Origin of the sequence: Acinetobacter sp. 22301, assembly GCF_052045285.1 — a bacterium.
In the GTDB taxonomy this organism is placed as follows: domain Bacteria; phylum Pseudomonadota; class Gammaproteobacteria; order Pseudomonadales; family Moraxellaceae; genus Acinetobacter; species Acinetobacter pittii.
On record NZ_JBQEOR010000001.1, the window covers coordinates 429,566 to 453,191 of the forward strand.

The window sequence follows — 23,626 nt, forward strand, 5'->3', positions numbered from 1 at the left end:
TATTACTATATTTTAAATTGAAAGGATGATTTACGAGCAAGATGCTCTATAAGTAAATAATAGGAAATGGAGTCGAAGATGGATTTCGAAAAGGATGTAATACGGACAGTCACGTTTAAGCTGATACCTGCATTAGTCATACTATATCTGGTGGCATACATTGATCGGGCCGCTGTCGGATTTGCCCATTTGCATATGGGGGCCGATGTAGGAATTGGTGATGCTGCCTATGGTCTAGGAGCTGGCTTATTTTTTATTGGATATTTTCTTTTTGAAGTTCCAAGTAATTTGCTTTTAGACAAATTTGGTGCTCGTAAATGGTTTACCCGCATTTTATTAACATGGGGCCTCATCACCATGGCCATGGCGCTTATTCAAGGCCCTAAAAGTTTTTATCTATTACGATTTTTACTCGGTGTAGCAGAGGCGGGTTTTTTCCCTGGTGTTTTATACCTAATTACGCAGTGGTATCCGGTGCGGCATCGCGGAAAAATCATGGGAATGTTTGTGCTTTCACAACCCATCGCCATGATGATTGCTGGGCCTTTAGCTGGTCTATTACTTGGCATGGATGGTATTGCAAATTTGCACGGCTGGCAATGGTTATTTATTGCAGTTGGCTTACCCGCGGTTTTATTGGCTTTACCAACATTCCTGTGGTTACCCGATAATATTGATAAAGTGAAATGGTTAAGTATTGAACAAAAACAATGGCTTAAAAATGAACTTGTTAAAGATGAAGCCGAATACGACCAAACCCGACATGCCAATCCACTACATGCTTTAAAAGACAAACGCGTACTTTTATTGGCACTCTATTATTTACCAGTGACTTTAAGTATTTATGGTTTAAATCTCTGGCTTCCTACCATTATTAAGCAATTTGGGGGAGGTAGTGATATTCAAATTGGCTTCTTATCTAGCATTCCCTACGTTTTTGGAATTATTGGATTATTAATTATTCCACGTAGTACTGACCGCCTGAATGACCGCTACGGACATTTAAGTTTTCTCTACGCACTAGGCGCTTGTGCAATGTTTTTAAGTGGTTGGCTAAATTCTCCAGTCATGCAATTGGCTGCTTTGGCTGTGGTTGCGTTCTGCCTATTTTCATCTACTGCCGTGTTTTGGACATTACCGGGCCGTTTCTTAACAGGCGCAAGTGCAGCTGCTGGTATTGCCTTAATTAACTCTGTTGGAAATTTAGGTGGCTATGTCGGGCCATTTGGTATCGGACTTTTAAAAGAATACACGGGAAATATGGCTGCTGGTTTGTATTTCTTATCTATCGTCATGTTTTTTGGTCTGATTTTGACTTACATCGTCTATGCCAAGCTCGAACGTCAAAAAACACAAACAGTGAATATTCAAAAGCCTTTGTAAGGAATAAAACATGCAAATTATTCAATTTGAAAATCGTGCAAATCAACGTGCTGTCGCTAAAGTAGAAGGCAACATGGCATATCCGGTTAAAAATATTCAATCGGTTCGTGATTTAGCACTTTTAGCAATCCGTAATAAAGTTTCAATGGAACAACAAGTTGAGGCGTTAGGCTTTGAAACGGAAACCTATGATTATTCATCTTTATTAGCAGAGTTAAAGGTATTGCCGCCTTTGGATCATCCAGACCCAACGCACTGTTTAGTTTCTGGTACAGGCTTAACCCATTTAGGTTCTGCATCTGCACGCGACAAAATGCATCAACAAAATTTAAGCGATGACAGCTCGGTGACCGACACCATGCGGATATTTGAATGGGGGCTACAAAAGGGGCGTCCAGCACAAGGTCAGATCGGAGCACAACCAGAGTGGTTTTATAAAGGCGACGGTTCAATTGTGGTAAGGCCGGGAGCAGAGTTGCCTTTACCTCCATTTGCCGAAGACGGCGGCGAAGAACCTGAAATTGCAGGCCTTTATGTTATTGGCGAAGACTTAAAGCCTTACCGAATCGGGTTTGCGCTGGGCAATGAATATTCTGATCACGTAATGGAGCGCCGTAATTATTTATATCTGGCCCATTCTAAATTGCGTTTTTGTAGTTTTGGTCCGGCTTTACGGACAGGCGAATTACCAAAACATTTAGTCGGAACCAGCCGTTTGCGCCGTGATGGACAAATCATTTGGGAGAAAGAGTTTTTGTCTGGTGAAGACAATATGTGCCATAGCTTGGCAAATCTGGAATATCACCACTTTAAGTATCAACAATTTTTAAAAGCAGGGGATGTTCATATTCACTATTTCGGTACAGCCACTTTGTCTTTTGCCGACGGTATTCAAGCGCAAGTCAACGATGAGTTTGAAATAGAGATGAAAGAGTTCGGACTTCCACTCAAAAATAAGCTCGCCCATACACAACCAGAGCTACCGATCGGTTCAGTTATTACACTCTAAGGAATATAAAATGGTTATCGGACACAACTTTATTGGCGGTTCACGTAGTGCACAAGGTACAACTTTATTAAAAAGTATTCATGCTACGACTGATGAGGCTCTACCTTATGAGTTTCACCATGCAACTGAGCAAGAGATTAATCAGGCCTGTGAAGCCGCCAGTCAAGCGTTTAAGACTTATCGTCATACATCACCTGAACAGCGTGCTACCTTTTTAGAAAATATTGCTGATGAACTTGATGCATTAGGTACAGATTTTCTTGAAATTGTCTCACAGGAAACCGCTTTACCACTTGCACGTTTACAAGGCGAGCGTGGCCGTACCAGTGGACAAATGCGTTTATTTGCCAAAGTGTTACGTCGTGGTGACTTTTTAGGTGCGCGTATTGATACAGCCTTGCCTGAGCGTCAGCCTTTACCTCGCCCAGACTTGCGTCAGATTAAAATCGGTGTTGGCCCTGTGGCAGTCTTTGGGGCAAGTAACTTTCCGCTCGCCTTTTCAACCGCAGGTGGTGACACTGCTTCGGCACTGGCCGCAGGTTGTTCTGTAGTGGTGAAAGCCCACAGTGGGCATATGGCCACAGCGGACTTTGTTGCTCAAGCAATTGAACGTGCCGTAGAAAAATCAAATATGCCAAAAGGCGTATTTAACATGATCTATGGTAATGGCGTGGGTGAACCTTTAGTGAAACACCCTTTAATTCAAGCAGTTGGTTTTACGGGGTCACTTCGTGGTGGTCGCGCTTTATGTGATATGGCAGCAGCCCGTCCACAGCCAATTCCGGTCTTTGCTGAAATGAGCAGCATTAACCCGATGTTATTATTGCCAGAAGCCCTGAAAACCCGTGGTGAAAAAATTGCACAGGACTTGGCAGATTCAGTTGTTTTGGGTTGTGGTCAGTTCTGTACCAATCCAGGTTTAATTTTGGGAATTAAATCAGCCGAGTTTAGTCAGCTCATTAGCAACCTGACTGAAATTATGGGGGCTAAGCCTGCGCAAACTATGCTCAATGCCGGAACCTTAAAAAGCTATACCGCTGGTCTTGAGCACTTAACAGAGCATCAAGGTATTGAACACTTGGCAGGCCAGGCTCAACAAGGTAATCAGGCGCAGCCGCAACTGTTTAAAGCTGATGTTGAGCTTTTACTGGCGGGTGACCAGCTTTTACAGGAAGAAATCTTTGGGCCAACTACAGTCATCATTGAAGTTGAAGATAAAGCTCAACTCATTCAGGCACTACAAAGCATGAATGGGCAACTGACTGCGACTTTAATTGCCGATGAAGCTGACTTAACTGAGTTTGCAGATGTAGTTCCTGTACTAGAAGAGAAAGCTGGGCGATTACTTATAAATGGCTACCCAACAGGTGTTGAGGTCTGTGATGCGATGGTACACGGTGGGCCATACCCAGCCACTTCAGATGCACGAGGTACTTCAGTTGGAACCTTAGCTATTGACCGTTACTTAAGACCTGTGTGTTATCAAAACTATCCGCAAAGCTTATTGCCAGAAGCTTTAAAAGACAGCAATCCATTGCAAATTTTAAGGCTGGTGAATGGTGAAATGACCAGAGAAGCCATCTAAAAATAAAAAAGAGACCATAAATTGGTCTCTTTTTTATTATTGTCTTCTGTACATAATGGTATTGTTAAAAAATCTAAGCGTAAGGATGACGCTGTTGTGATCGATATTGATGAACATCCACGCGCATCAACCACGCTTGAAGCTTTAAGCAAAATTAAACCTGTGGTTAAAGCAGATGGCACAGTTATTACGGGGAATGCTTCAGGTATTTCAGGCTTACAACTTAAAACCGCGTGCCAAGATCATTGCTTCAACAGCAGTGGGATTGGAACCACGCCTTATGGGTTTTGCTCCAGTACCAGCCATTAAAAAATTACTTAAACAAGTCAACCTGACTTTAGATCAGATGGATGTAATTGAGCTGAATGAAGCCTTTGCTGCACAAGCTTTGGCAGTGACCCATGATTTAGGCTTACCAGACAACTCTAACAAGGTAAACCGAAACGATGGTGCAATTGGTTTAGGTCATCCACTCGGTGCATCAGGTGCACGTTTAGTCACCACAGCTTTAAACCAGCTTGAACAAATAGGTGGTCGTTATACCTTGTGTTCAATGTGTATTGGTGTGGGTCAAGGGATTGCAAGATTAATTGATGTGTTTAAAACGTAGTAGAGTTTCTGAGGGAAGTTCACCAAACTTTCTCTTATACTCATTTGAAAATCTACCTAATTGTTGAAAACCACAGTCTAGAGCAATACTAGATACATTTTCCCAAGGGCGAATTTGTTGAAGGCGTTTATGAACAGCTTCGAAACGTAAATCACGAAAATACGCAATAGGCGACTGACCAAAGTATAAATGAAAATCTCTATATAAGCGTTCTCTAGATACACCTAAAATTTTTTCTAATTCTCTAAGATTTAAAGGTTGATCTAAACAATCTGTTAAAACTTGTTCTACTTTTGATAAATAAGTGGGACGACCTTGCTGACGTAATTTCAGTTCTTGAGAATAATTATGGGGTTGAGCATTTAAAAGCATAATCACAAGATTTGACTCAAAATTATTCCAAACTCCAGAACTATCGCATAAGGAATGATCATCATTAACCATTTCTTGTAAATTCATTGCAAGTTGAAACCACTGTTTTATTTGTCCTTGCAAAGGGGCTTGAACATCAAAAACTAATGGTCGTTGTAATTTGTAACCTAATAATCGAATAAGATGCTCTTCTACGAGTTTTTTTGAAATCCTGATAACCTGTTTCTTACATCCTTCGTTTACAGTCATTACAAGAGGAAGATGTGGAGAAAGGAGCGTAGCAATTTCAGTATTAGACTCAATATTTAAATTACCAATTTTTAGAGTTTGCTGCCCTTGTATTGGAATATTAAATATATAACTTTTTTGCAAGTCATCTAGCTTGACTTGTACTTCTGTTGAATAAGACACTTGTCCAAAAGTAATATCTCCAAGACTTAAACCTTCATGTGAAAAATCCATATGTTTTGGTGATGGTACATCTAATTGATGAGGGCCATTAATTTTTCCCATCCATTGAATAGTTTTAAAAATTTCAGTGTGATGGACAAAAAATTTATTTCTAAAAGGCCCGACTTTTCTAATTGTCTCCGTCATCTTCATCTCCTTAAATTCCGTTTAGTTCAGATAAAAGATATATAAATAAATCTATGCTTTACGATAAAACTAAGTTAACTCAATGTTTTGTCTTATCCTGTTTTCCTTTATTATTATTTTAGTAGATTACAAGACGCTATTAAAATCAAATTCTTATAACTAAAACTAAGCGATTTTGCATTCATGAGTTTTTTGCCCATAAGCAAATAACACTTAGCAAAAAAACCATGAATGCATGTGTTAAAAAAATATAACTTCGTTTAGTTGTTTCCAAATTCTGTATTTGAATATGGAAAGAAAAAAATAAATGGCAGCTAAAATAAAGGCAAGTGGTGATTAAAATAAATACACTAATTAACAGTGAATTTGCAAGAATTTTACTAATGAAAAAACTGGTGGCTAAAATTGAAAAAAGAGTTCGTTCATTAGCTAAATAGGTACGTTGAGGTTGTAATCCAGAATCATCTTTTAACATTTTTATTCAACTTACTTAAAAGAAAAAAATGAATAAAATTAAAAAGGTTAGGAGTGTTAGTAAAGGTGTCATGAGAGGAAAGGGTAGCGGCTTCTTTAATCTTAGAGCAATTTCTACTCGATACCAGCGAAGGAGGGCAGAGGAACTAATGATTAAAGACGCTATGACTAATACATTAAAAATTTGTTGAGCTTTTTGAAGCTGATGATAATGTTCTGAAATCGTAATCAATGCTACTGCTGAAGCCAGTAAAGCAAGAGCTGTACGTGTCCAGGCTAAAAAAGTCCGCTCGTTGGCAAGCGTAAAACGTGGATCTGGTTCTTCACCCACTTTTAAAAGTAGTTGTTTTATAAAAAGATTAATCATAATTTAAACTCGAAAGTATTCCTTCGATAACTTAACTAACTTATAAATAAGCAGAAGAGAATACTATCCAAATTTTAATATTTTAGTATTCATTTTTTATAAAATTTAAAAACTCTAATAAACAGATATGATTGACTCAATAAATGCATAGAAATAGTGATAACTTTTTTGTTTGACTAGAGGCGATAAAATAGCCAGAGTTTATTTTCATGAATCAATTAGTTTTAACAGAATTACAAAATAATTTTGAATTTGGTGAGACTAAATTCAATGAAGGAAAAGAAAAAATATCGTGGAATGTTTTGGGGCATGTCTATGAACCCATGGTAGGAGGGGATCAAAAATCTAGTTTTGCTTGGATTTCTAATGATCCTCCCGGTACTTTTGTGCCTCCTCATATGCATCCTGTTCAGGATGAGCATGCATTTATTATTGAAGGTGAATATGCTCTATATCTTGACGGAGAATGGAGTATTGCAAGAGCTGGTGACTATTTGTATTGGCCAAGAGGAACAGTACATGGTTATAAAATTGTTTCGGAAACACCTGGGAAAGGAATTTTTTGGGTGAGTCCAGGAAACGATTTAGCTAGTTTGTTCTCCGAGCTACACAATCTAACTGAGCCAGAAGAAGTTGTACGTGTTTCTGCGCTAAGAAATATCCGCTTTATTACACCTGACAAGCTAGAAAATTATGAATAACCTGATGAGTTAAAAGAGCGCCTCAAGGCGCTCTTTTTATATATGCATATTAAAATTACAGAATAAAAGTATAGTTATTCATGAATACACGGATATTTACATTGGAGACTCGTCGAATAATTTAGAGGAGCGGGATCAACTTTATGACGAGGAAAATTCAAATGTCGAATAATGTAGCAAAGGGAATGAAGATTTACGCACTTGGAACAGGAGGTGGGCCAATTGTTTCAAGTAGCCGAGCTGGTATTTCAACAGCTATTTGTGTTGATGGAGCAGTTTATGTTGTAGATTGTGGAATGGGAAGCATTCGTAATTATAGAAAGCATGCATCTTGGGGACAGTTACGTAGTATTTTTATAACTCATCATCATTCTGACCATATTTATGATTTAGGGGCTTATCTCTTTACAGGATGGCAAGTCCCTGGAGAGTCTTTTAGCCAACCTATAAAAATATTTGGACCAGGGAAACCTCCTAAAAATCCAGCTTTGGTTGAGAAAGAGCATGTTCATATAAAAGGATGTTGTGGAGGCGATCATCCTATGGTTGGTACTAAGGAGATGGTAGAAGCGTTAATGCACGGCGTATTTGCTTCAGATATTGCAATTAGAATGGCGGATGAAGAAAGAACAAGTCCTAGCGAATGGATAGAAGCCTATGATATTGAAATTCCCAAGGAAGCTAAAGCAGATCCGATATATGCACGGCATCCTAAAATGGAACCTTTCATTATTTATGAAGATGAAAATGTTAAAGTAAGTACAATTTTAGTCGATCATCGTTTATGTTATCCAGCTTTTGGCTTTCGCTTTGATACTAAATATGGTTCAGTTGTAATATCAGGAGATACTACATATTCAGAAAATTGTATTCGATTAGCAAGAAATGCAGATGTGTTATTACATGAAGTAATTGATCTAGAGGCTATATTACAAACTTTTCCTGAAGGACCTACTAGGGAAGGGATTGCTGTACATCTTGAAGAGTCTCATACTTCTTATAAACAAGTCGGTAAAGTTGCCGCCAATGCAAATGTTAATCATCTAATTTTACATCATATTGTTCCTAATTTACCTAACGTTGCAGATATAGAAAAAATGATCTCACATGCACAATCGGATTTCGATGGGCTTGTGAGTGCAGCAGAAGATAATGATATTTTTGAAATTAATAACCTGAAAGTAATTCAAAAAGCTGAAGCTATATTAAAAAATCAGGAGGAGTTATTATGAAAAGCTCTAGTATTGAGCTATTAGCTCCTTCTGCGATAATAGATAAAAGCATACAAAAAAAAGCTTGGATTATTACAGGCCTATTAATTATTTTTCAAATGATTAATTTTGCTGATAAGGCTGTCTTAGGATTAGTTGCTGAACCGGCTATGCAAGAATTGTCACTGTCAGGTAGTCAATTTGGCTTTATTGGTAGCGCTTTTTTTTTCTTATTTGCAATTTCGGCAATTTTAGTAGGTTTTATTGCCATGAAAGTACAAACAAGATGGTTAATTTTTTTTATGGGAGTTGCTTGGGCTATTTTAATGTTTCCAATGTTATGGGGTGGAGCTGCGTTATTGCTGATCTCAAGAATATTATTAGGCGCAGCTGAAGGTCCAGCGACACCTATTACATTACAACATGTACATGGTTGGTATGAACCAAAAGAAAGGGGCTTACCTAGTAGTTTGGTAGCAATAGGTTCTACTCTAGGACCAATTATTGCTGCTCCAATTCTGGCTTGGATTATTGCCCATCCAAATTATGGTTGGCGTTGGGCTTTTGGTTTTTTAGGAATTGTTGGGTTAATTTGGACATTCTTATGGTTTTTTATTGCCAAAGAGGGGCCATATAGTCATGTCCGATCTGAAAAAGAGCTGACTCGTCCTTTGATTAAACGTCTAGATGTACATAATAAGCAAAGTATTGTGGACATGTGTGATGATTTAACTCCAATACCAATAAAAAAGTTATTTTTTTCTCCAATGTTTATTGTAGCTTTTCTGGCGGGTGCTGGTTGTTTCTGGGCAATGGGTTTTCTTACAACTTGGTCTCCACGTTATTTATCGGCTGTTGTAAAAGTCACTCCAGAATCATTGGGCTTTTTAGTTACTCTTCCTTGGGTTTGCGGGGCACTTGTGCTTTTTTTAGCAGGGATTCTGTCTAGAAAGTTAATGACACAAGGACGGTCTGTACATGTATCTTTAGGAGTCTTATTAGGAATAATCTTAATAATTTCAGGTGCTTTATTTCAGATTCTTCCATTTCTGAAAGGTGAAACAGCCGTAGCCGTTTTAATTTTTGCTGCTGGCTTTGCTATGACTTTTCCTCTAGTTCCTACAGCCGTTGCATACAGTGTTTGCTCAAAACAAAGAGCTGCAGCCATGTCTACAATAACGGCACTTGCTTCTTGTGGCGGGATGGTATCACCTATAATGGTCGGAATGTTTATGGATGCAGCTGGATATATTCAACCTAGGAAAGGTGAGCCATTATTACCTGAAATGATGAATCATTTACTAACAGGCATGAATATTGGTTTCCAATATATTGGAATATATTTATTAGTCATAGGTATAGCCACAGTAATATTTCTAAATCCAGATAGAACAGCTAAGTGCTTACAAAATTTAATTAAAATTAAAAGCTAAATCATAAATTAAAAGTGCCCATGGGCACTTTTAATTTATTTATTCTATTTTATTCATATTGAAATAAGATCATACATCATTTCAATATGTTGAAAGATACGTCCTTTTTTAAAGAACTCTTGTAATAGACTGAAGTGATCATGCTCTAATAGTTCTTCTTGCTTAACTATTTCTGAAGCAGCTAAAAGTTTAGCCATATTCTGATTTTGTTGAATGAAAGCGTTAGTTTCTTTTTGGCCTACTAGAAAAGTAAATGGTAAATCTATCAATAAGCTATTTTTATAAACTGGTGAATAATATTGAATTTCACTTTCCGTTAATTGCAATGCCTGGTTTAAGCTAGTATCTTTTAGAGGAGCTAGATCATAAATACCACTAATTGCTATGACGCCATGAAAAAGTTTTGAGTGTACTGATTTAATATTTTGAATAGCTAGTTCAGTTACTAGGTGGGCACCTGCTGAATGACCACACAAAATGATAGGGAGATCGATTTCTTTATATTTAAAATAATTTTTTATAGAATGAAGAGCATATTTTGTAGATTGGATAATCTCTCCAATTTTTGCAATAGGACAAAGAGGATAATTGACGAAAACAAAATGGTACCCTTGAGAACTGAGATCTTGGGCAATAAAGCGAAACTGGCTTTTATCTCTTGACTGCCAGTAACCCGCATGTAAATAAATAATAATTGCCTTAGCTTGACTTTCTGCATAGCAAATATCAAATAATTCACGTTCGTGAAAACCATATGATTGATCTAGTGCCCATTCCTTTTCTTGAAGTATTTCTTGATTTAATTTTTCATAATAAACAAACAGATCAGCAAAACTATTATGTCTTTGCCCATCGACATATTCATATTCATTTATGTTCATAACTATTGCTTAATATAATTACAGGAATTCCATCATAAAACGTCATTAAATATTAGAAATGCACTTCTTTAATATTTCATATACACCTTTTAAGGAATTTTAAAATGTACTTCGTTAGAAGTTAGCTAAATGGATAATTGTGTAATTTTATATAGTTTATCGAAGTTAGATAGAATTATATTAGATGGATAAGTTTTGGGGGATTCTCTGATTGAAAATTATAAAAAATAAAAGAGCTTTTAGAGCTAAAGGTTGTAAATCAACATAAATCTCGTAGACCTAATACAAAAATTTAAAGGCATTCTGTTCCGATTATAAATAAAAACTATTATATGAAACAAAATAAGTATTGGTATTTAGATGGGGATTTTTCCATTCTTAAACTGTTTTATGTACACGTTCCAGTAGGTAGTTGTCTCGGAAAATACAAGGGATTTGTTGTGTCTAACTTTGCCTGAACTTCGTATTCCGTTTTTATACCTTCAGTAACGCAGTATACGTTCAATTTTGCAGTTTAAGGAAATATTGATGTCGAATTCTGCTGTTGTTGATTCAGTTGCTTTAGCCTTAAGACAAGCTGAACTATCGCAAACTGCGATTATTCCTATTCGTGTTGAGCTCGGTGGTGAACAGGCAAATGTGGATATCGCTTATGCAGTACAGGAAATCAATACTGTACGTGCACTCTCGGAAGGGCGCCGTTTAGTAGGTCGAAAAATTGGTCTAACTTCTAAAGTGGTACAAGCCCAACTCGGTGTAGATCAACCTGACTTTGGGATGTTATTTGCTGATATGGCATACGGTGATGGTGAAGCCATTCCAGCGGGTAAGTTGATCCAGCCAAAAGTTGAAGCTGAAATTGCACTTGTTCTCAAAAAAGATTTAACGCAAGCCCGACATACATATGCAGACATTATTAGTGCAACTGACTATGCATTACCGGCTATTGAAATAGTCGATAGTCGTATTGAGGATTGGAAAATCTCATTGATTGACACAGTTGCTGATAATGCATCAAGTGCAGCTTTTGTATTGGGCTCACGTCCAGTAAAACTTAATCAACTTGATTTAGTGAATTGCAAAATGATTATGACTCGTGGTGATGAGGTCGTTTCGCAAGGTGTTGGTAAAGCTTGTCTAGCTAATCCATTGAATGCAGCAATTTGGTTAGCGGATGAAATGGTACGACGCGGACGTCCATTACAAGCAGGAGATATTGTCCTGACCGGGGCATTGGGTCCAATGGTGGTGGCTCATCCTGGGGATGAGTTTAAAGTTGAAATTGAAGGCTTCAATTCAGTTGTTGTATGCTTTGCTGCTGAATAAAGGATAAGGAAATGAAAAAGATAAAATGTGCCTTAATTGGTCCAGGAAATATTGGAACAGATTTGTTGTATAAATTGCAGCGTAGTGAAGTTTTGGAGCCAGTATGGATGGTTGGAATTGATCCTACTTCTGAAGGCTTAGCTCGTGCTGCAACAATGGGTTTAAAAACCACGGCTGAAGGCGTTGATGGTTTATTACCTCACGTACTTGAAGATGATATCAAAATTGCTTTTGATGCAACTTCAGCATATGTACATGCAGAGAACAGTCGCAAGCTCAATGAGCTTGGGGTGTTAATGATTGATTTGACTCCTGCGGCAATTGGTCCATTTTGTGTGCCGCCAGTGAATTTGGAAGCTTTATTAGATGCAGGTGAAGTACCCAATGTAAATATGGTGACCTGTGGTGGGCAAGCAACTATTCCAATGGTCGCGGCAATTTCACGGGTACAAACGGTCAGCTATGCTGAAATCATTGCAACGGTTTCGACTAAATCGGTTGGCCCAGGTACGCGTAAAAATATTGATGAATTTACCCGTACAACTGCTGGAGCAATTGAAAAAGTTGGCGGTGCCAAACAAGGTAAAGCCATCATTATTATTAACCCGGCTGAACCACCACTAATGATGCGCGACACCGTACATTGTTTAGTCGAGGGTGAACCTGATCAGGTGGCAATTACTGAATCAGTAAATGCCATGATCAAAGAAGTCCAAAAATATGTTCCGGGCTACAAGTTAGTAAATGGCCCTGTATTTGATGGTAATCGTGTTTCGATATTTCTTGAGGTAGAAGGCCTAGGAGATTATTTGCCAAAATATGCCGGTAACCTTGACATTATGACAGCCGCAGCCGCACGTACTGCAGAAATGTTTGCAGAACGCGTTTTATCTAATCAAAAAGTAGAAGCTGTTTAAGGAGAAATCGTATGTCTAAGATTATTGTGCATGATATGACTTTACGTGATGGTATGCATCCTCAACGCCATCAAACTACAGTTGACCAAATGATTGCCATTTCAACAGCGTTAGACGAAGCAGGTGTCCCCTTGATTGAAGTCACTCATGGTGATGGTTTGGGAGGGAGTTCCGTTAACTATGGTTTCGCCGCTGCAACAGATGAAGAGTATTTATCTGCTGTTGTGCCACGCATGAAAAATGCCAAGGTATCTGCACTTTTATTACCTGGTATTGGAACAGTTGATCATTTGAAAATGGCACATGAGATTGGTGTTTCAACCATTCGTGTTGCAACACACTGTACAGAAGCTGATGTGTCTGAGCAGCATATTACTGCTGCCCGTAAATTGGGAATGGACACAGTAGGCTTTCTAATGTTGGCACATATGGCATCGCCACAACATTTGCTAGAAGAAGCAAAAAAAATGGTGTCTTACGGTGCTAACTGTATTTATGTCACTGACTCTGCTGGGTACATGTTGCCACAGGATGTAACCGATCGGATTGGGTTACTTCGTCAGGAGCTTGATAGCAGTATTGAATTAGGTTTCCATGGTCACCATAATTTGGGTATGGGTGTTGCCAATACCGTTGCTGCGGTTGAAGCTGGTGCAATTCGGGTCGACTTGGCGGCAGCTGGTCTAGGAGCTGGAGCGGGCAATACGCCACTTGAGTTATTTATTGCAGTTGCAAATCGTATGCAAATAGAAACAGGTGTAGACTTGTTTAAAGTACAGGATATTGCAGAAGATCTTGTAATTCCAATGATGCTAAACCCAATTCGTGCCGATCGTGATGCAGCAACGTTAGGTTATGCAGGTGTATATTCATCTTTCTTGTTGTTTGCAAAACGTGCCGAAGCTAAATATGGCGTCTCTGCACGTGAAATTTTATTAGAGCTAGGTCGTCGTGGTACGGTTGGGGGACAGGAGGATATGATTGAAGATCTTGCCTTGACTATGTCCAAATCTAAAGAACTTAGTGCGTAATTTTATTTTGATCCTAAAGCACTCCTAAGGAGTGCTTTTTTATACTTTTATTTGGTTATTAAAATAACTTAATCATTAGATATGTTTTATATGAATATGATTACATTATTAATTTTCTAAAAAAGTTTGAAACGAAACAATTCAAATTTTATGTTGCTGCAGAGGCAAGAATAAAGCTCATTTATTGTGGTAGATAAGGTGTTTAAATGAATTATTTTTATAATTGCTTTATTGGTATTAGCTCAGATTTATCTTTAATATTTTTCCTAATCTAGCGTGTAAAACAGCTGAATTTTCAGCTGTTTTTTATCTTGAAGTCTAAAAATTAAAAGTATACATGGTATAGATACGATTCTCGTTATAATCCTGACCATATTTAGATTTATAATCAATATTGAGCCATGAAAAGCTTAAACCTTGGAGCGGGCCATCGTTAATAGTATAAGCAAAACGATAGTTAAATTCTGTTTCATTGTTTTCTTTGCCTAGAGTCTTAAAATTATCACCATGAATATATTTGGTATCTAATTTTAAACCAGGTATAAAAGCATCAAGCTCATAACTCAAAGTTAGATGATATGATTGTTCATCTTTTTTAATGAACGAACCTTGAGTCCAGTTAATAAAATCAAGTACAGGAATAGGACCATCAATTATAGGATAATCATTGTCGCCAAATATTTTTTGATAGCCAATACCTACTTTTAATTTTGGCAGCACTTCTGCATAGTTGATAATGCCAAAGTTGTTACTGTCTACTGAACCTAGTTTTGCGTGCCCAATGTCTCTGTTATTAAAATAACGTAGGTTGGTTTGAATTTTTGTGTCAAAAAATTGCCATTTATAATCCAACCCCAGCATACTTTGGTTATAAAGGTCTTCTAGATAACCATTGAATGCGCGTAATTTCAAATTAGGAGATATTGCATGTTGAATATCTAAATAAGTTAATCCATCCGATTCAATACTTTTTACACTAATTTTTTTGAAATGTTCAGTACTACGACGTGAATATTTATCAATTAAACCTGCTGAAATAGTTGTATTTTTAAATTTCCCTGTATAAACCACACCATGAAATGATGGGAGTAATTGTCGAGATGGGTCTATCACCAGCATTGGGTTGTTAATCCATTGTTCACCATAACTTAAAGTATGATTTTGAAACGAAGCCTCAAAATTAAGACCTTTTTTGTGCTGATGTTGTTTTTGTTCTTGAGCGATTGGATCAAAAGGCAAAATAGTATCTGCAAGGCCTTTATCCTTACTAAGTCGGTAAGCATATTGAAGAGTAGGATTTAACGCGACATTCCAATTTTCACTCAGTTTATAGCTAAATTTCCCTCGATAAATCAGCCCTTGTGTCCAACTACCTAGGTCTGCATTACTCTGACTGTAATCACGCTCCGCATACAAATTTTTTAGAGTAACTGTATTACTTATCTTCAGTTCTTCTACCGCATGTGCATTTCCAAGACACAAGAGTAAGCCTGAAAAAATAATTTTTTTCATTAAAAATCAATCCTTGTAAATTTAAATTTTTATTTTCGTAGTATGGTTCTGAATCCAACATGAGAAGTGGCAAGATCAAATTCTTGTGGATGTCGGGCAGCCGCCCTGTAACGCGCGCAGTAATTATCTGCGCATAAATAGGAACCACCTTTTATGGTCATTGTCATGATCTGTTCTGAATGATGACGGGTCATTTGTGGATTGCCCATATGCATATCGGAATGAGGACCTTTGTAAACAGAACTTGTCCATTCCCATACATTTCCAATCATGTCATGTAGACCAAAAGGATTGGCATCAAAACAGCCGACAGGTGCTATATCTTTAAATCCATCTTGATTAGAATTAGAATAAGGAAATTCACCTTGCCAATAATTTGCGGTAATTTTTCCATGCGATTTTGGACCGATATCTTCTTTATCACTGAACCCTTTGGATAGGTATTCATTTTCTAATTCGGTAGGCAGATCACGACCAAGCCACATCGCATATGCCAATGCATCATTATAAGTCACATAACGAACTGGCTCATTCAGAGCAGGAAATTTCTCATCAATGTTTTTCCATGAAACATTTTTCAAAAATTTCCACCAAGACATCATAGCAACATTATCTGTTTCAGGCTGGATGAAAACAGCTGCGCCACCTTGTTTTTCAGCATCAGTAATATAGCCAGTTGCATCTACAAAACTTTTAAATTGAGCAACAGTAACTTCTGTTTGATCAGCCCAGAAAGCGTTTACTTTGAGTTTGTTTTGATAGAAAGGTCGTTCATCTTCATACCCTGCGTTTGAGCCAAAAATAATTTCCCCTGCTGGAATTTTAACCATGCCGGACGTTTTAGATTTTCCCCAAAGTGGAGGCAACCCTGAATATTGTTTACATTTACTGACATTTCCAAGACTGACAATTTCTGTAGATTGCTCAGATTTTGAAGAGTTGCATCCTTGAAGACAGAACACGAGAAATACCAGATAACTTCCTTTCATCAAATTTGACATAGGGATTACTCCGTGAAATCTTGTACACCTACACGTTGAGTATATTTCACATATTCCTGCTGGAGCTGTTTTACAATTTCAGGATATTTTTTACTTAGGTCAATGGTTTCTGTACGATCATTTTCTAGATCATATAACTTCCAGTCCGGACCATTCAGGTTTTTGGTAATGGTGCGTGTGAGTTTCCATTTCTTGTTACGTATATAGGCATCGCCATGCAATTCATCTGCATAGATAAAGTTTTCACCATATACGGAATTAGTTTTACCCTTTAGATAACTAACCCATGATTTACCTGAAAGCTGATTGAACTTGTTAGGATTCAAATAATCTGGTTTTAATGAAGACTGAGTAATTTCAAGAATAGTTGGGAAAACATCTTTAACATTAACAAAGGTATTACTAATTTTAGATGTAGTGCTATTAGGAAGTTTAACAATCGCAGGTGCGCTGACGCCGCCTTCAGCTGCAGTTCCTTTCCAGAGTGAAAATGGTGCACTGCTAACTTCAGTCCAACGTGGACCAATAAGTTCATAAGATTTGGTTTTACCTAAATTATTATAACTATTGTCGTACCCTGGAAGTGGACGATAAAATCCTTCCGCGCCATTATCTGACATAAAAATAAACAGAGTATTATCGTATTGCTTAATCTTTTTTAGATGTTTAATCAGTTTTCCAACATTGTCATCCATATTCTTAATTTGTGCCGCATAAATTTCCATCTTACGCGCTTCAATTTTTTTCTGTTCAACTGTTAAATTGTTCCAAGTACCTAAATTCATTGGAGCAAGTTCTTTACTAACTACATTTGCTGTTTTTATAGAATTAATCAGCTTTAACTTTAGCATTTTCTCTAAACGCTTTTGTTTAATTGCATCGTAACCTTGGTCATAGTGGCCCTTATAAATATTCAAATATTTGGGTGGTACTTGAAGCGGCCAATGTGGAGCTGTTAGAGCAACATAAGCAAAGAACGGCTGGGTTGTTTTTTTACTATTACCAATATATTCAATTACTTTTTGAGTAAAGAAATCTGTGGAATAAAAATCATCTGGTAATTCGACCTTCTGACCATTCTCAGTGTAAATGGTTTTACGCTGTATACCGTTAGGAAGTGTTTTGAAATGTGAGTCTGCACCATTTAATAAGGCATAAGATAAATCAAAGCCCTTGTTCGCTGGATTGGTTTCGGGTGTATAACCAAGATGCCATTTACCTGCCATCAATGTTCTATAACCATTATCTTTTAATACTTGAGGCAAAGTCATTGAGCGAGTATTTAAATAACCTTCATAACCTGGTTTACCTAAAAACTGGGGGCGAGGCGTTAAATCAAATTTTGCTGCATCTGCACGCATAGTTTCTGCCATTGCCCCCAACCCCGCTAGATGGTGATCTGTACCCGACATCAACTCGGAACGCGTGGGAGAACATGTACCAGGGGTGTGATAATTGGTAAAGCGAGTTCCTTGATGAGCAAGACTGTCAATATGGGGAGTTTTGATTTCACTACCAAATGAACTTAGATCCGAATATCCTAAATCATCCGCCAAGATGATGACTACATTTGGCTTTTGTGCAAATAATTGAGTAGAAATTAATAATGAGGTCATTAGAGCTATTTTGTTGAATTTCACTTTATTCATCCTTGATTATGTTTTACAACATACACAGCATTTTAAAAGGTTTAAATATTACACATATTAGACAAAAATATATTTTAATAAAAATCAAATAGATAATGAATTGTAGAAGCGTAAATACCCCCTAAATAATAGTTTTTTTATATGAATAGATACTATTTAAATATTATTTTTATGAGAGTAAATGAATGAAATTTTGATAATAAATATTGAGATATTTCATTCACAAATTATGTTTAAAAAACTTAAATTTTGTAGGATTAATATGGAACAAAAAGATGAATATTTTTAATTTCTGAAAGAGATGTTTTTAATGCCTTATTATTTTTTTAACGCCAGTCATAAATTTATAAAGAGTTTTGAGATAATTGATAAAAATAAGAAAAATCTTACTACTCTGTTCTAATTTTTCATCAAAATAGAGTGGAGTTAAGGGGGCTCAAAACTACTGCAAGTATTAGCATAGCTGGGAAATCGATTCGGTCTATGAATCAAGCGTATTAATAAAAAAGGGGAAAGAGTATGAGTTTAACTTTATTTTGAATTACGTGGTGCTAAAAGAGAATTTAAAACGCTTGGGATCTCTTTAGATGTATATCGATGTCAACTTTGACAATATTGCTGACCAAAAGAGTGGTTTACGAGAGAATCGTATTGGAACAACCTATAACTATAAGTTTTAAAAATTATTTTAAATAACACTTGCTTATTAATATTTATTTTATATCACCTCATCATAAACAAGTATAATTTAGGGCTTGCTGAACAGGTAATATGGATGAGTGAAACATTTAAAATTTGGCCTATTAAATCGGCTTAATCTTAAGCTAGGCTGTACTGACGGTAAGAGGAATGACATGGGAACAGTACAAATCCCCGAATATAAAACAGATCCATTTTTTGGTTTGGAAGATAAATGGATTGAAACAGCAACGGGTGAACTCACTCATTATCATGAACTTGGAGAAGGTACTCCAATTTTATTTTTACATGGTTCTGGTACGGGAGTGTCAGCAGCAGCAAACTGGTGGTTAAATTTACCACAAATTGCTGAGCAAGGACGTTGTATCGCAATTGATTCGATTGGTTATGGGCAAACTGTTGTTGCAGAAGGAGCGGCTTATGGTATTCGTGCATGGGTAGATCATGCGGTTCGAGTATTAGATGCTCTAGGTATTAAAAAAACCTGGTTAGTGGGGAATTCTTTAGGTGGTTGGTTAGCATTTCAGTTTGTTTTAGATTATCCAGAGCGTGTACTTGGCATTGTATCAATGGGAACAGGTGGTGCTAAGCAAACAGCGGCACTGAAAGCACATGCCAATCCTGAATTAACTGAAACTGGTATCCGTAAAACTTTAGAAATGTTTGTAGTGGATAAGTCTTTAGTTACTGATGAATTGGTTAAAGTTCGCTTCGAGGCTGCTAAAAATGACTATGCATCAGATCGATTAATGGAAGTGGTCGGTGCTCGAGACCGTGATCGATTCGAGTTTCCTCTCGATTTCAATAAAATGAGAAATATTCAGATTCCTGTGTTACTTATTCATGGTGTGCAAGATGTAGTTATTCCTGTATCACGTACTTGGGATATTTTGAATATTGTACCGAATGCTGACGCTCATATTTTTAGTCAATGTGGACATTGGTCGCAAGTTGAAAAAGCTGATGAGTTTAACCGGATCATTAAGCAATATTTAGCAGTGCATGATGTTAAATAATTAAATAAAAGATAGAAGTTGCTGCATCCCTTGGGCAAGAAAATCTAGGGCTCCTTGATGCATGTGACCCAGAAAAAATTGGGCAAGGCATGCCACTGAAGTTTTTACCAGAACCAGAAGACATGACTGGTTCTTATGTAGTGCTCGCATCACGTCAAAACAACCGACCATTATCTGGTGTTTTTATTAATGCTAACTGTGGTTTGGGTATTCGTGGCTTACGCCAAGCGAATGCTGGCTTTTTTGATACTTAATTTTAATCCGATATTAATGGACTAATAAGACAGCTAAAACTGTCTTATTTCGGAGCTAATCATGACTGTTAAACTTATTTGTGCTTCTCATAGCCCGCTAATGGAATTTGCGTCTCCGGCAGAACAACAGCAAGAACAAACGGTACGCAAGACATTTGAAAAGCTCGCAGCAGAGGTCAAAGTATACGACCCAACTTTAATAATTGCCTTTGGACCAGATCATTTTAACGGCTTCTTTTATGATCTGATGCCGAGTTTCTGTGTGGGTGTCCGCGCAACAGCAGCAGGTGATTGGAATTATGGTCCTGGTGAGCTTAATGTGCCTGAAAGCACAGCATTAAACTTAATTCGAAAAGTACTTGATGAAGGTATAGATGTTGCATATTCATATCGTATGCAAGCCGATCATGGGGTAACACAGCCGCTACATTTTTTATGTAACGGGCAACTTAATCGTTATCCAACTATCCCAATTTTTATTAATGGTGCTGCCGCACCAATGCCGACCACAAAACGGACTATTGCTTTAGGTCGTGCAATTGGTGCCTTTATTAAGTCAATCAATCTGGATAACGAACGTATATTAATTTTAGGTACAGGCGGTCTTTCACATGATCCTCCAACCCCTCAAATGGGCTCAGTCCCACCAGAGGTTGAAGAATTTCTCATTGCTGGACGTAACCCTACGAGTGAAGCTCGAAATGCACGTCAGGCCAAAATCATTTCAGTTGGACAGCGTTTGGCAGCAGGTGACAAGAGTGTGTCTATACCACTCAATCCAGAATGGGATGAGCAGTTATTGGAAAAATTCAAAAATGCAAACTTTGCTGCGCTTGAAGCGATGACCGAAGACGAAATTCGACATGAAGGTGGACGTGGGGGACAAGAAGTCCGAACTTGGATGGCTGCTTTTGCTGCACTGCAGACAGTGGGTGATTATGAAATGACCTTACATTGCTATGAACCAATTAGTGAATGGATTGCAGGCTTTGGCATAGTGTCTGCCGAGTTGAAATAAAGGATAAGCAATGAATATTCAAACTATTGTCATCATTGGTGCCGGACAAGCTGGTGCAACTACTATTTTAGAATTACGGGCTAACAAATATGAAGGTCGAATTATTTTGATAGGTGATGAACCTCATTTACCTTATGAGTGTCCGCCTTTGTCTCAAGATATGATTCTAAGACCTGAACAGACTAAAATTGAGATTCTGTCTCAACAGAAACTAGAAGACCTAGGTGTTGAGTTCATTAAAGATAATGCCTTTGTAAAGATTGTACCTGAACAATATCAAGTGATTTTGGAAAATGGTGAACATGTCTATTATGACAAGTTATTGCTGGCAACAGGTGGTGCACCTCGCCGTCTTCCAATTTTGGATGGGTTGGGCAAAAAGGTTATATCCTACGGAATTTAGAAGACACACAGGCTTTAATTCTGGTTTTCAGCCAAAGAAGTGGATTGTCTTGGTGGGCGGTGGAGTGATTGGACTAGAGTTAGCGTCTAGTGCTCGTTTTTAAAGACTGTCATGTAACTGTGCTAGAACAAAGCCCAATTATTAGTGAATTTTTACTGGATCAACACCTTAGCCAAGGTGTTGATGTCCAACTCAATGTGAAAATTATTGAAGCTAATCCATTATGGTTTTGGACAGATCAATTATGATATTAAATGTCAATTCGTTGGCGGCATGTCTGCAAAAAGAATGGCATATACGAGGCAATATGAATCAGCAAGAAAATCAAAAAGTGGGATTTACTTTATTTGGATTAGATCAAGACATTGTTGTTGCTGGTATTGCATTTAATCAGGTGCGAGATGTTCGGTATTTGAAAAAATAGTTTCTAGTTCTATCGCTTTTGATAAAGAAAAATTGCTAGATGTCTCAATTGAATTGCGAAAATTAATTTAAATAAGGTCGTTATACTAAAGGCCTATTTAATATTGAAAAGAAAAACCGTCATGATTATATGACGGTTTTTTTACTCGTGATTATAGATATCTCTTAGAAATCGGAACCATTAATATTTAATTTGAACTGTATGATAACTTTTAACTATTGAGAAAGCAGTTTTTTTTCAGCATGATTAATATCTTTTTTAGATATATAAATTTTATAAGCTTACTAATTTGTTTTTAAATATTTGATATTTAAGGTAATTTATAATTTTAATTATGAGTGTTTTATCTAAGAATAAAATATATTAAAGAAAATAAAAAAGTTCTCATTTTTGTTTTTACGACTATATAAAACTTAAGACTAATGTCGAAATCAGAGTGATTAATAAATGATGTGCTGTGATTCTCAAACTGATAGAAAAGGATTTTTCTATGAACCGTGCAGGAAATAAGCACTCTATTATTACGATCGCCATTTGTTTTCTAATCGCTGTGATTGAGGGAATTGATATACAGGCAGCTGGCATTGCGGCTGTCGGTATTCGAGAATCCTTTGGTTTAAATAGCTCTCAACTAGGTATTTTTTTTAGTGCAGGAATATTGGGTTTACTGCCAGGCGCGTTAATGGGTGGACGTTATGCCGATCGTATTGGTCGTAAAATAGTCTTGATCGGGGCTGTGGCTATTTTTGCTGTCTTTACGCTTTTTACGGTCTGGGTAAATACTTTCTGTACTTTGCTATTAGTACGCTTTCTTGCTGGAGCAGGTTTAGGAGCTGCGATGCCGAATTTGATTGCTCTTGTTTCAGAAGCTGTTTCTAACGAAAATCGTGGTCGTGCCGTTGGCCTAATGTATTGTGGTATGCCAATAGGAGCTATCTTAGTATCTTTACTAGCAGCCTACGATGTAAGCGGCCACTGGCAAACGATTTTCTATGTAGGAGGAGTTGTTCCACTTTTGGTACTTCCTCTTATGATCAAATTTTTACCTGAATCTCGAGAGTTTTTACAAACGAGATTTGAAGATAAATCGATTACACATATACAAAGCTCTTTTAAAAATCTTTTTCAAAATAATTATGCTTTGCAGACTTTATTACTGTGGGCAAGCTATTTTTTTACCTTGATGGTTGTTTACATCATGTTGAGTTGGTTACCGTCTCTATTTATGGAGTTGGGATTCTCTCGTCAACAGGGTAGCTTAGCTCAAGTATTTTTCCAAATGGGAGCTGCCATTGGTACAGTTGTACTGGGTATTTTGATTGATCGCTGGAATAAAGCCTATGTGATTATACTTATGTATATAGGTATTTTAGCTGGTTTATTTAGTTTAAATGGGGCTGGAAATTTAACTGCAATGTATGCAGCCGCAGCCTTAGTAGGGACATTTACCATTGGTGGTCAAGGCGTTTTATATGCTTTTGGTAGTATCGTATATCCAACAGAAATCCGGGCAACTGGAGTAGGTAGTGCAGCAGCAGTTGGCCGTATTGGTGCGATGTTGGGTCCCGCAATTGCTGGTCAGTTACTTGCAATGGGAAGTGGTGCTGCTGGCGTTATTTCCGCTTCTATTCCAGGAATTGTTCTTTCAGCATTACTGATGCTTTTGGTGATTCGTCGATTACATCAGACTAAATAACTCAAATAGAACAATGAAAAAAGCTCATATTTTCGGAGCTTTTTTCATTTATGAAAG

At 37.3% G+C, this 23,626-nt stretch carries 18 protein-coding genes and 3 pseudogenes; 15 read left to right on the forward strand and 6 right to left on the reverse strand.

The window, feature by feature from the left end:
• The first annotated feature begins 78 nt into the window (after positions 1-78).
• The 4 genes and pseudogenes from abaQ to ACTJJH_RS02055 form a co-directional block, all read left to right on the forward strand.
• On the forward strand, positions 79-1,383 hold the full coding sequence (gene abaQ / locus ACTJJH_RS02040) for a multidrug efflux MFS transporter AbaQ (protein WP_262451408.1): 1,305 nt from the start codon (positions 79-81) through the stop codon (positions 1,381-1,383).
• 10 nt (positions 1,384-1,393) lie between these two features.
• A complete protein-coding gene (araD1, locus tag ACTJJH_RS02045) occupies positions 1,394-2,392 on the forward strand; it encodes an AraD1 family protein (protein WP_032035234.1) in 999 nt (332 codons plus the stop codon).
• 10 nt (positions 2,393-2,402) lie between these two features.
• Positions 2,403-3,977, forward strand: a complete 1,575-nt coding sequence (locus ACTJJH_RS02050) for an aldehyde dehydrogenase (NADP(+)) (RefSeq protein WP_440600634.1) — start codon at positions 2,403-2,405, stop codon at positions 3,975-3,977.
• A 78-nt stretch (positions 3,978-4,055) separates the two neighbouring features.
• Positions 4,056-4,587 (forward strand): annotated as a pseudogene (locus tag ACTJJH_RS02055) (acetyl-CoA C-acyltransferase); the annotation flags it as partial.
• Here ACTJJH_RS02055 and ACTJJH_RS02060 read toward each other — a convergent pair.
• Entirely contained in the window at positions 4,564-5,556 is a 993-nt protein-coding gene (locus ACTJJH_RS02060; RefSeq protein ID WP_032035232.1) for an AraC family transcriptional regulator, read from the reverse strand. The pseudogene ACTJJH_RS02055 and the gene ACTJJH_RS02060 overlap by 24 nt on opposite strands.
• A 490-nt stretch (positions 5,557-6,046) precedes the next feature.
• Positions 6,047-6,397 carry a YidH family protein gene (locus tag ACTJJH_RS02065; RefSeq protein WP_032035229.1) on the reverse strand — a complete coding sequence of 117 codons (351 nt, stop codon included), beginning with the start codon at positions 6,395-6,397 and terminating at the stop codon, positions 6,047-6,049.
• Positions 6,398-6,606: 209 nt separating this feature from the next.
• On the opposite strand from ACTJJH_RS02065, the gene ACTJJH_RS02070 reads away from it, so the two are divergent.
• From ACTJJH_RS02070 to ACTJJH_RS02080, 3 genes are all read left to right on the forward strand, one after another.
• Positions 6,607-7,098 carry a cupin domain-containing protein gene (locus ACTJJH_RS02070; protein WP_440600635.1) on the forward strand — a complete coding sequence of 164 codons (492 nt, stop codon included), beginning with the start codon at positions 6,607-6,609 and terminating at the stop codon, positions 7,096-7,098.
• Between the two features lie 161 nt (positions 7,099-7,259).
• Entirely contained in the window at positions 7,260-8,330 is a 1,071-nt protein-coding gene (locus ACTJJH_RS02075; protein ID WP_141316259.1) for an MBL fold metallo-hydrolase, read from the forward strand.
• Positions 8,327-9,742 carry an MFS transporter gene (locus tag ACTJJH_RS02080; protein WP_440600636.1) on the forward strand — a complete coding sequence of 472 codons (1,416 nt, stop codon included), beginning with the start codon at positions 8,327-8,329 and terminating at the stop codon, positions 9,740-9,742. Before ACTJJH_RS02075 ends, ACTJJH_RS02080 begins: the two co-directional genes overlap by 4 nt.
• Positions 9,743-9,795: 53 nt before the next feature.
• On the opposite strand, the gene ACTJJH_RS02085 is transcribed toward ACTJJH_RS02080, so the two are convergent.
• On the reverse strand, positions 9,796-10,623 hold the full coding sequence (locus ACTJJH_RS02085) for an alpha/beta hydrolase (RefSeq protein ID WP_044103086.1): 828 nt from the start codon (positions 10,621-10,623) through the stop codon (positions 9,796-9,798).
• Positions 10,624-11,151: 528 nt separating this feature from the next.
• On the opposite strand from ACTJJH_RS02085, the gene ACTJJH_RS02090 reads away from it, so the two are divergent.
• Genes ACTJJH_RS02090 through dmpG form a run of 3 tightly spaced genes read left to right on the forward strand, consistent with a single transcriptional unit; the run spans position 11,152 to position 13,897 of the window.
• On the forward strand, positions 11,152-11,949 hold the full coding sequence (locus tag ACTJJH_RS02090; RefSeq protein ID WP_440600637.1) for a 2-keto-4-pentenoate hydratase: 798 nt from the start codon (positions 11,152-11,154) through the stop codon (positions 11,947-11,949).
• An 11-nt stretch (positions 11,950-11,960) separates the two neighbouring features.
• Positions 11,961-12,866 (forward strand): acetaldehyde dehydrogenase (acetylating), encoded by a 906-nt coding sequence (locus ACTJJH_RS02095; protein WP_440600638.1) that lies wholly within the window; start codon positions 11,961-11,963, stop codon positions 12,864-12,866.
• A gap of 11 nt (positions 12,867-12,877) precedes the next feature.
• Complete coding sequence (gene dmpG, locus ACTJJH_RS02100) at positions 12,878-13,897, forward strand: 4-hydroxy-2-oxovalerate aldolase (protein WP_032035221.1); 1,020 nt, start codon at positions 12,878-12,880, stop codon at positions 13,895-13,897.
• Between the two features lie 318 nt (positions 13,898-14,215).
• Here dmpG and ACTJJH_RS02105 read toward each other — a convergent pair whose 3' ends face one another.
• The 3 genes from ACTJJH_RS02105 to ACTJJH_RS02115 are packed head-to-tail and all read right to left on the reverse strand — an operon-like array spanning position 14,216 to position 18,050.
• Positions 14,216-15,409: an OprD family outer membrane porin gene (locus tag ACTJJH_RS02105; protein ID WP_320123889.1), complete on the reverse strand. Its 1,194-nt coding sequence runs from the start codon at positions 15,407-15,409 to the stop codon at positions 14,216-14,218.
• Positions 15,410-15,438: 29 nt separating this feature from the next.
• Entirely contained in the window at positions 15,439-16,398 is a 960-nt protein-coding gene (locus ACTJJH_RS02110) for a formylglycine-generating enzyme family protein (RefSeq protein WP_410560595.1), read from the reverse strand.
• 17 nt (positions 16,399-16,415) lie between these two features.
• Positions 16,416-18,050, reverse strand: coding sequence for an arylsulfatase (locus tag ACTJJH_RS02115; protein WP_440600639.1), 1,635 nt, complete (start codon positions 18,048-18,050; stop codon positions 16,416-16,418).
• 863 nt (positions 18,051-18,913) lie between these two features.
• Between ACTJJH_RS02115 and ACTJJH_RS02120 the strand changes: the two genes are divergently transcribed.
• The 5 genes and pseudogenes from ACTJJH_RS02120 (at position 18,914) to mhpT (ending at position 23,569) form a co-directional block, all read left to right on the forward strand.
• A complete protein-coding gene (locus ACTJJH_RS02120; protein ID WP_032035216.1) occupies positions 18,914-19,774 on the forward strand; it encodes an alpha/beta fold hydrolase in 861 nt (286 codons plus the stop codon).
• Positions 19,775-19,785: 11 nt separating this feature from the next.
• Positions 19,786-20,028, forward strand: a pseudogene (locus tag ACTJJH_RS02125) (3-(cis-5,6-dihydroxycyclohexa-1,3-dien-1-yl)propanoate dehydrogenase); the annotation flags it as partial.
• A gap of 61 nt (positions 20,029-20,089) precedes the next feature.
• The gene (locus tag ACTJJH_RS02130; RefSeq protein ID WP_032035214.1) at positions 20,090-21,046 is read left to right on the forward strand and encodes a 3-carboxyethylcatechol 2,3-dioxygenase; all 957 of its coding nucleotides are present in this window, start codon (positions 20,090-20,092) and stop codon (positions 21,044-21,046) included.
• A gap of 10 nt (positions 21,047-21,056) precedes the next feature.
• A pseudogene (locus tag ACTJJH_RS02135) lies at positions 21,057-21,944 on the forward strand (FAD-dependent oxidoreductase).
• A 419-nt stretch (positions 21,945-22,363) separates the two neighbouring features.
• On the forward strand, positions 22,364-23,569 hold the full coding sequence (mhpT, locus tag ACTJJH_RS02140) for a 3-(3-hydroxy-phenyl)propionate transporter MhpT (RefSeq protein ID WP_032035213.1): 1,206 nt from the start codon (positions 22,364-22,366) through the stop codon (positions 23,567-23,569).
• Positions 23,570-23,626: the final 57 nt, after the last annotated feature.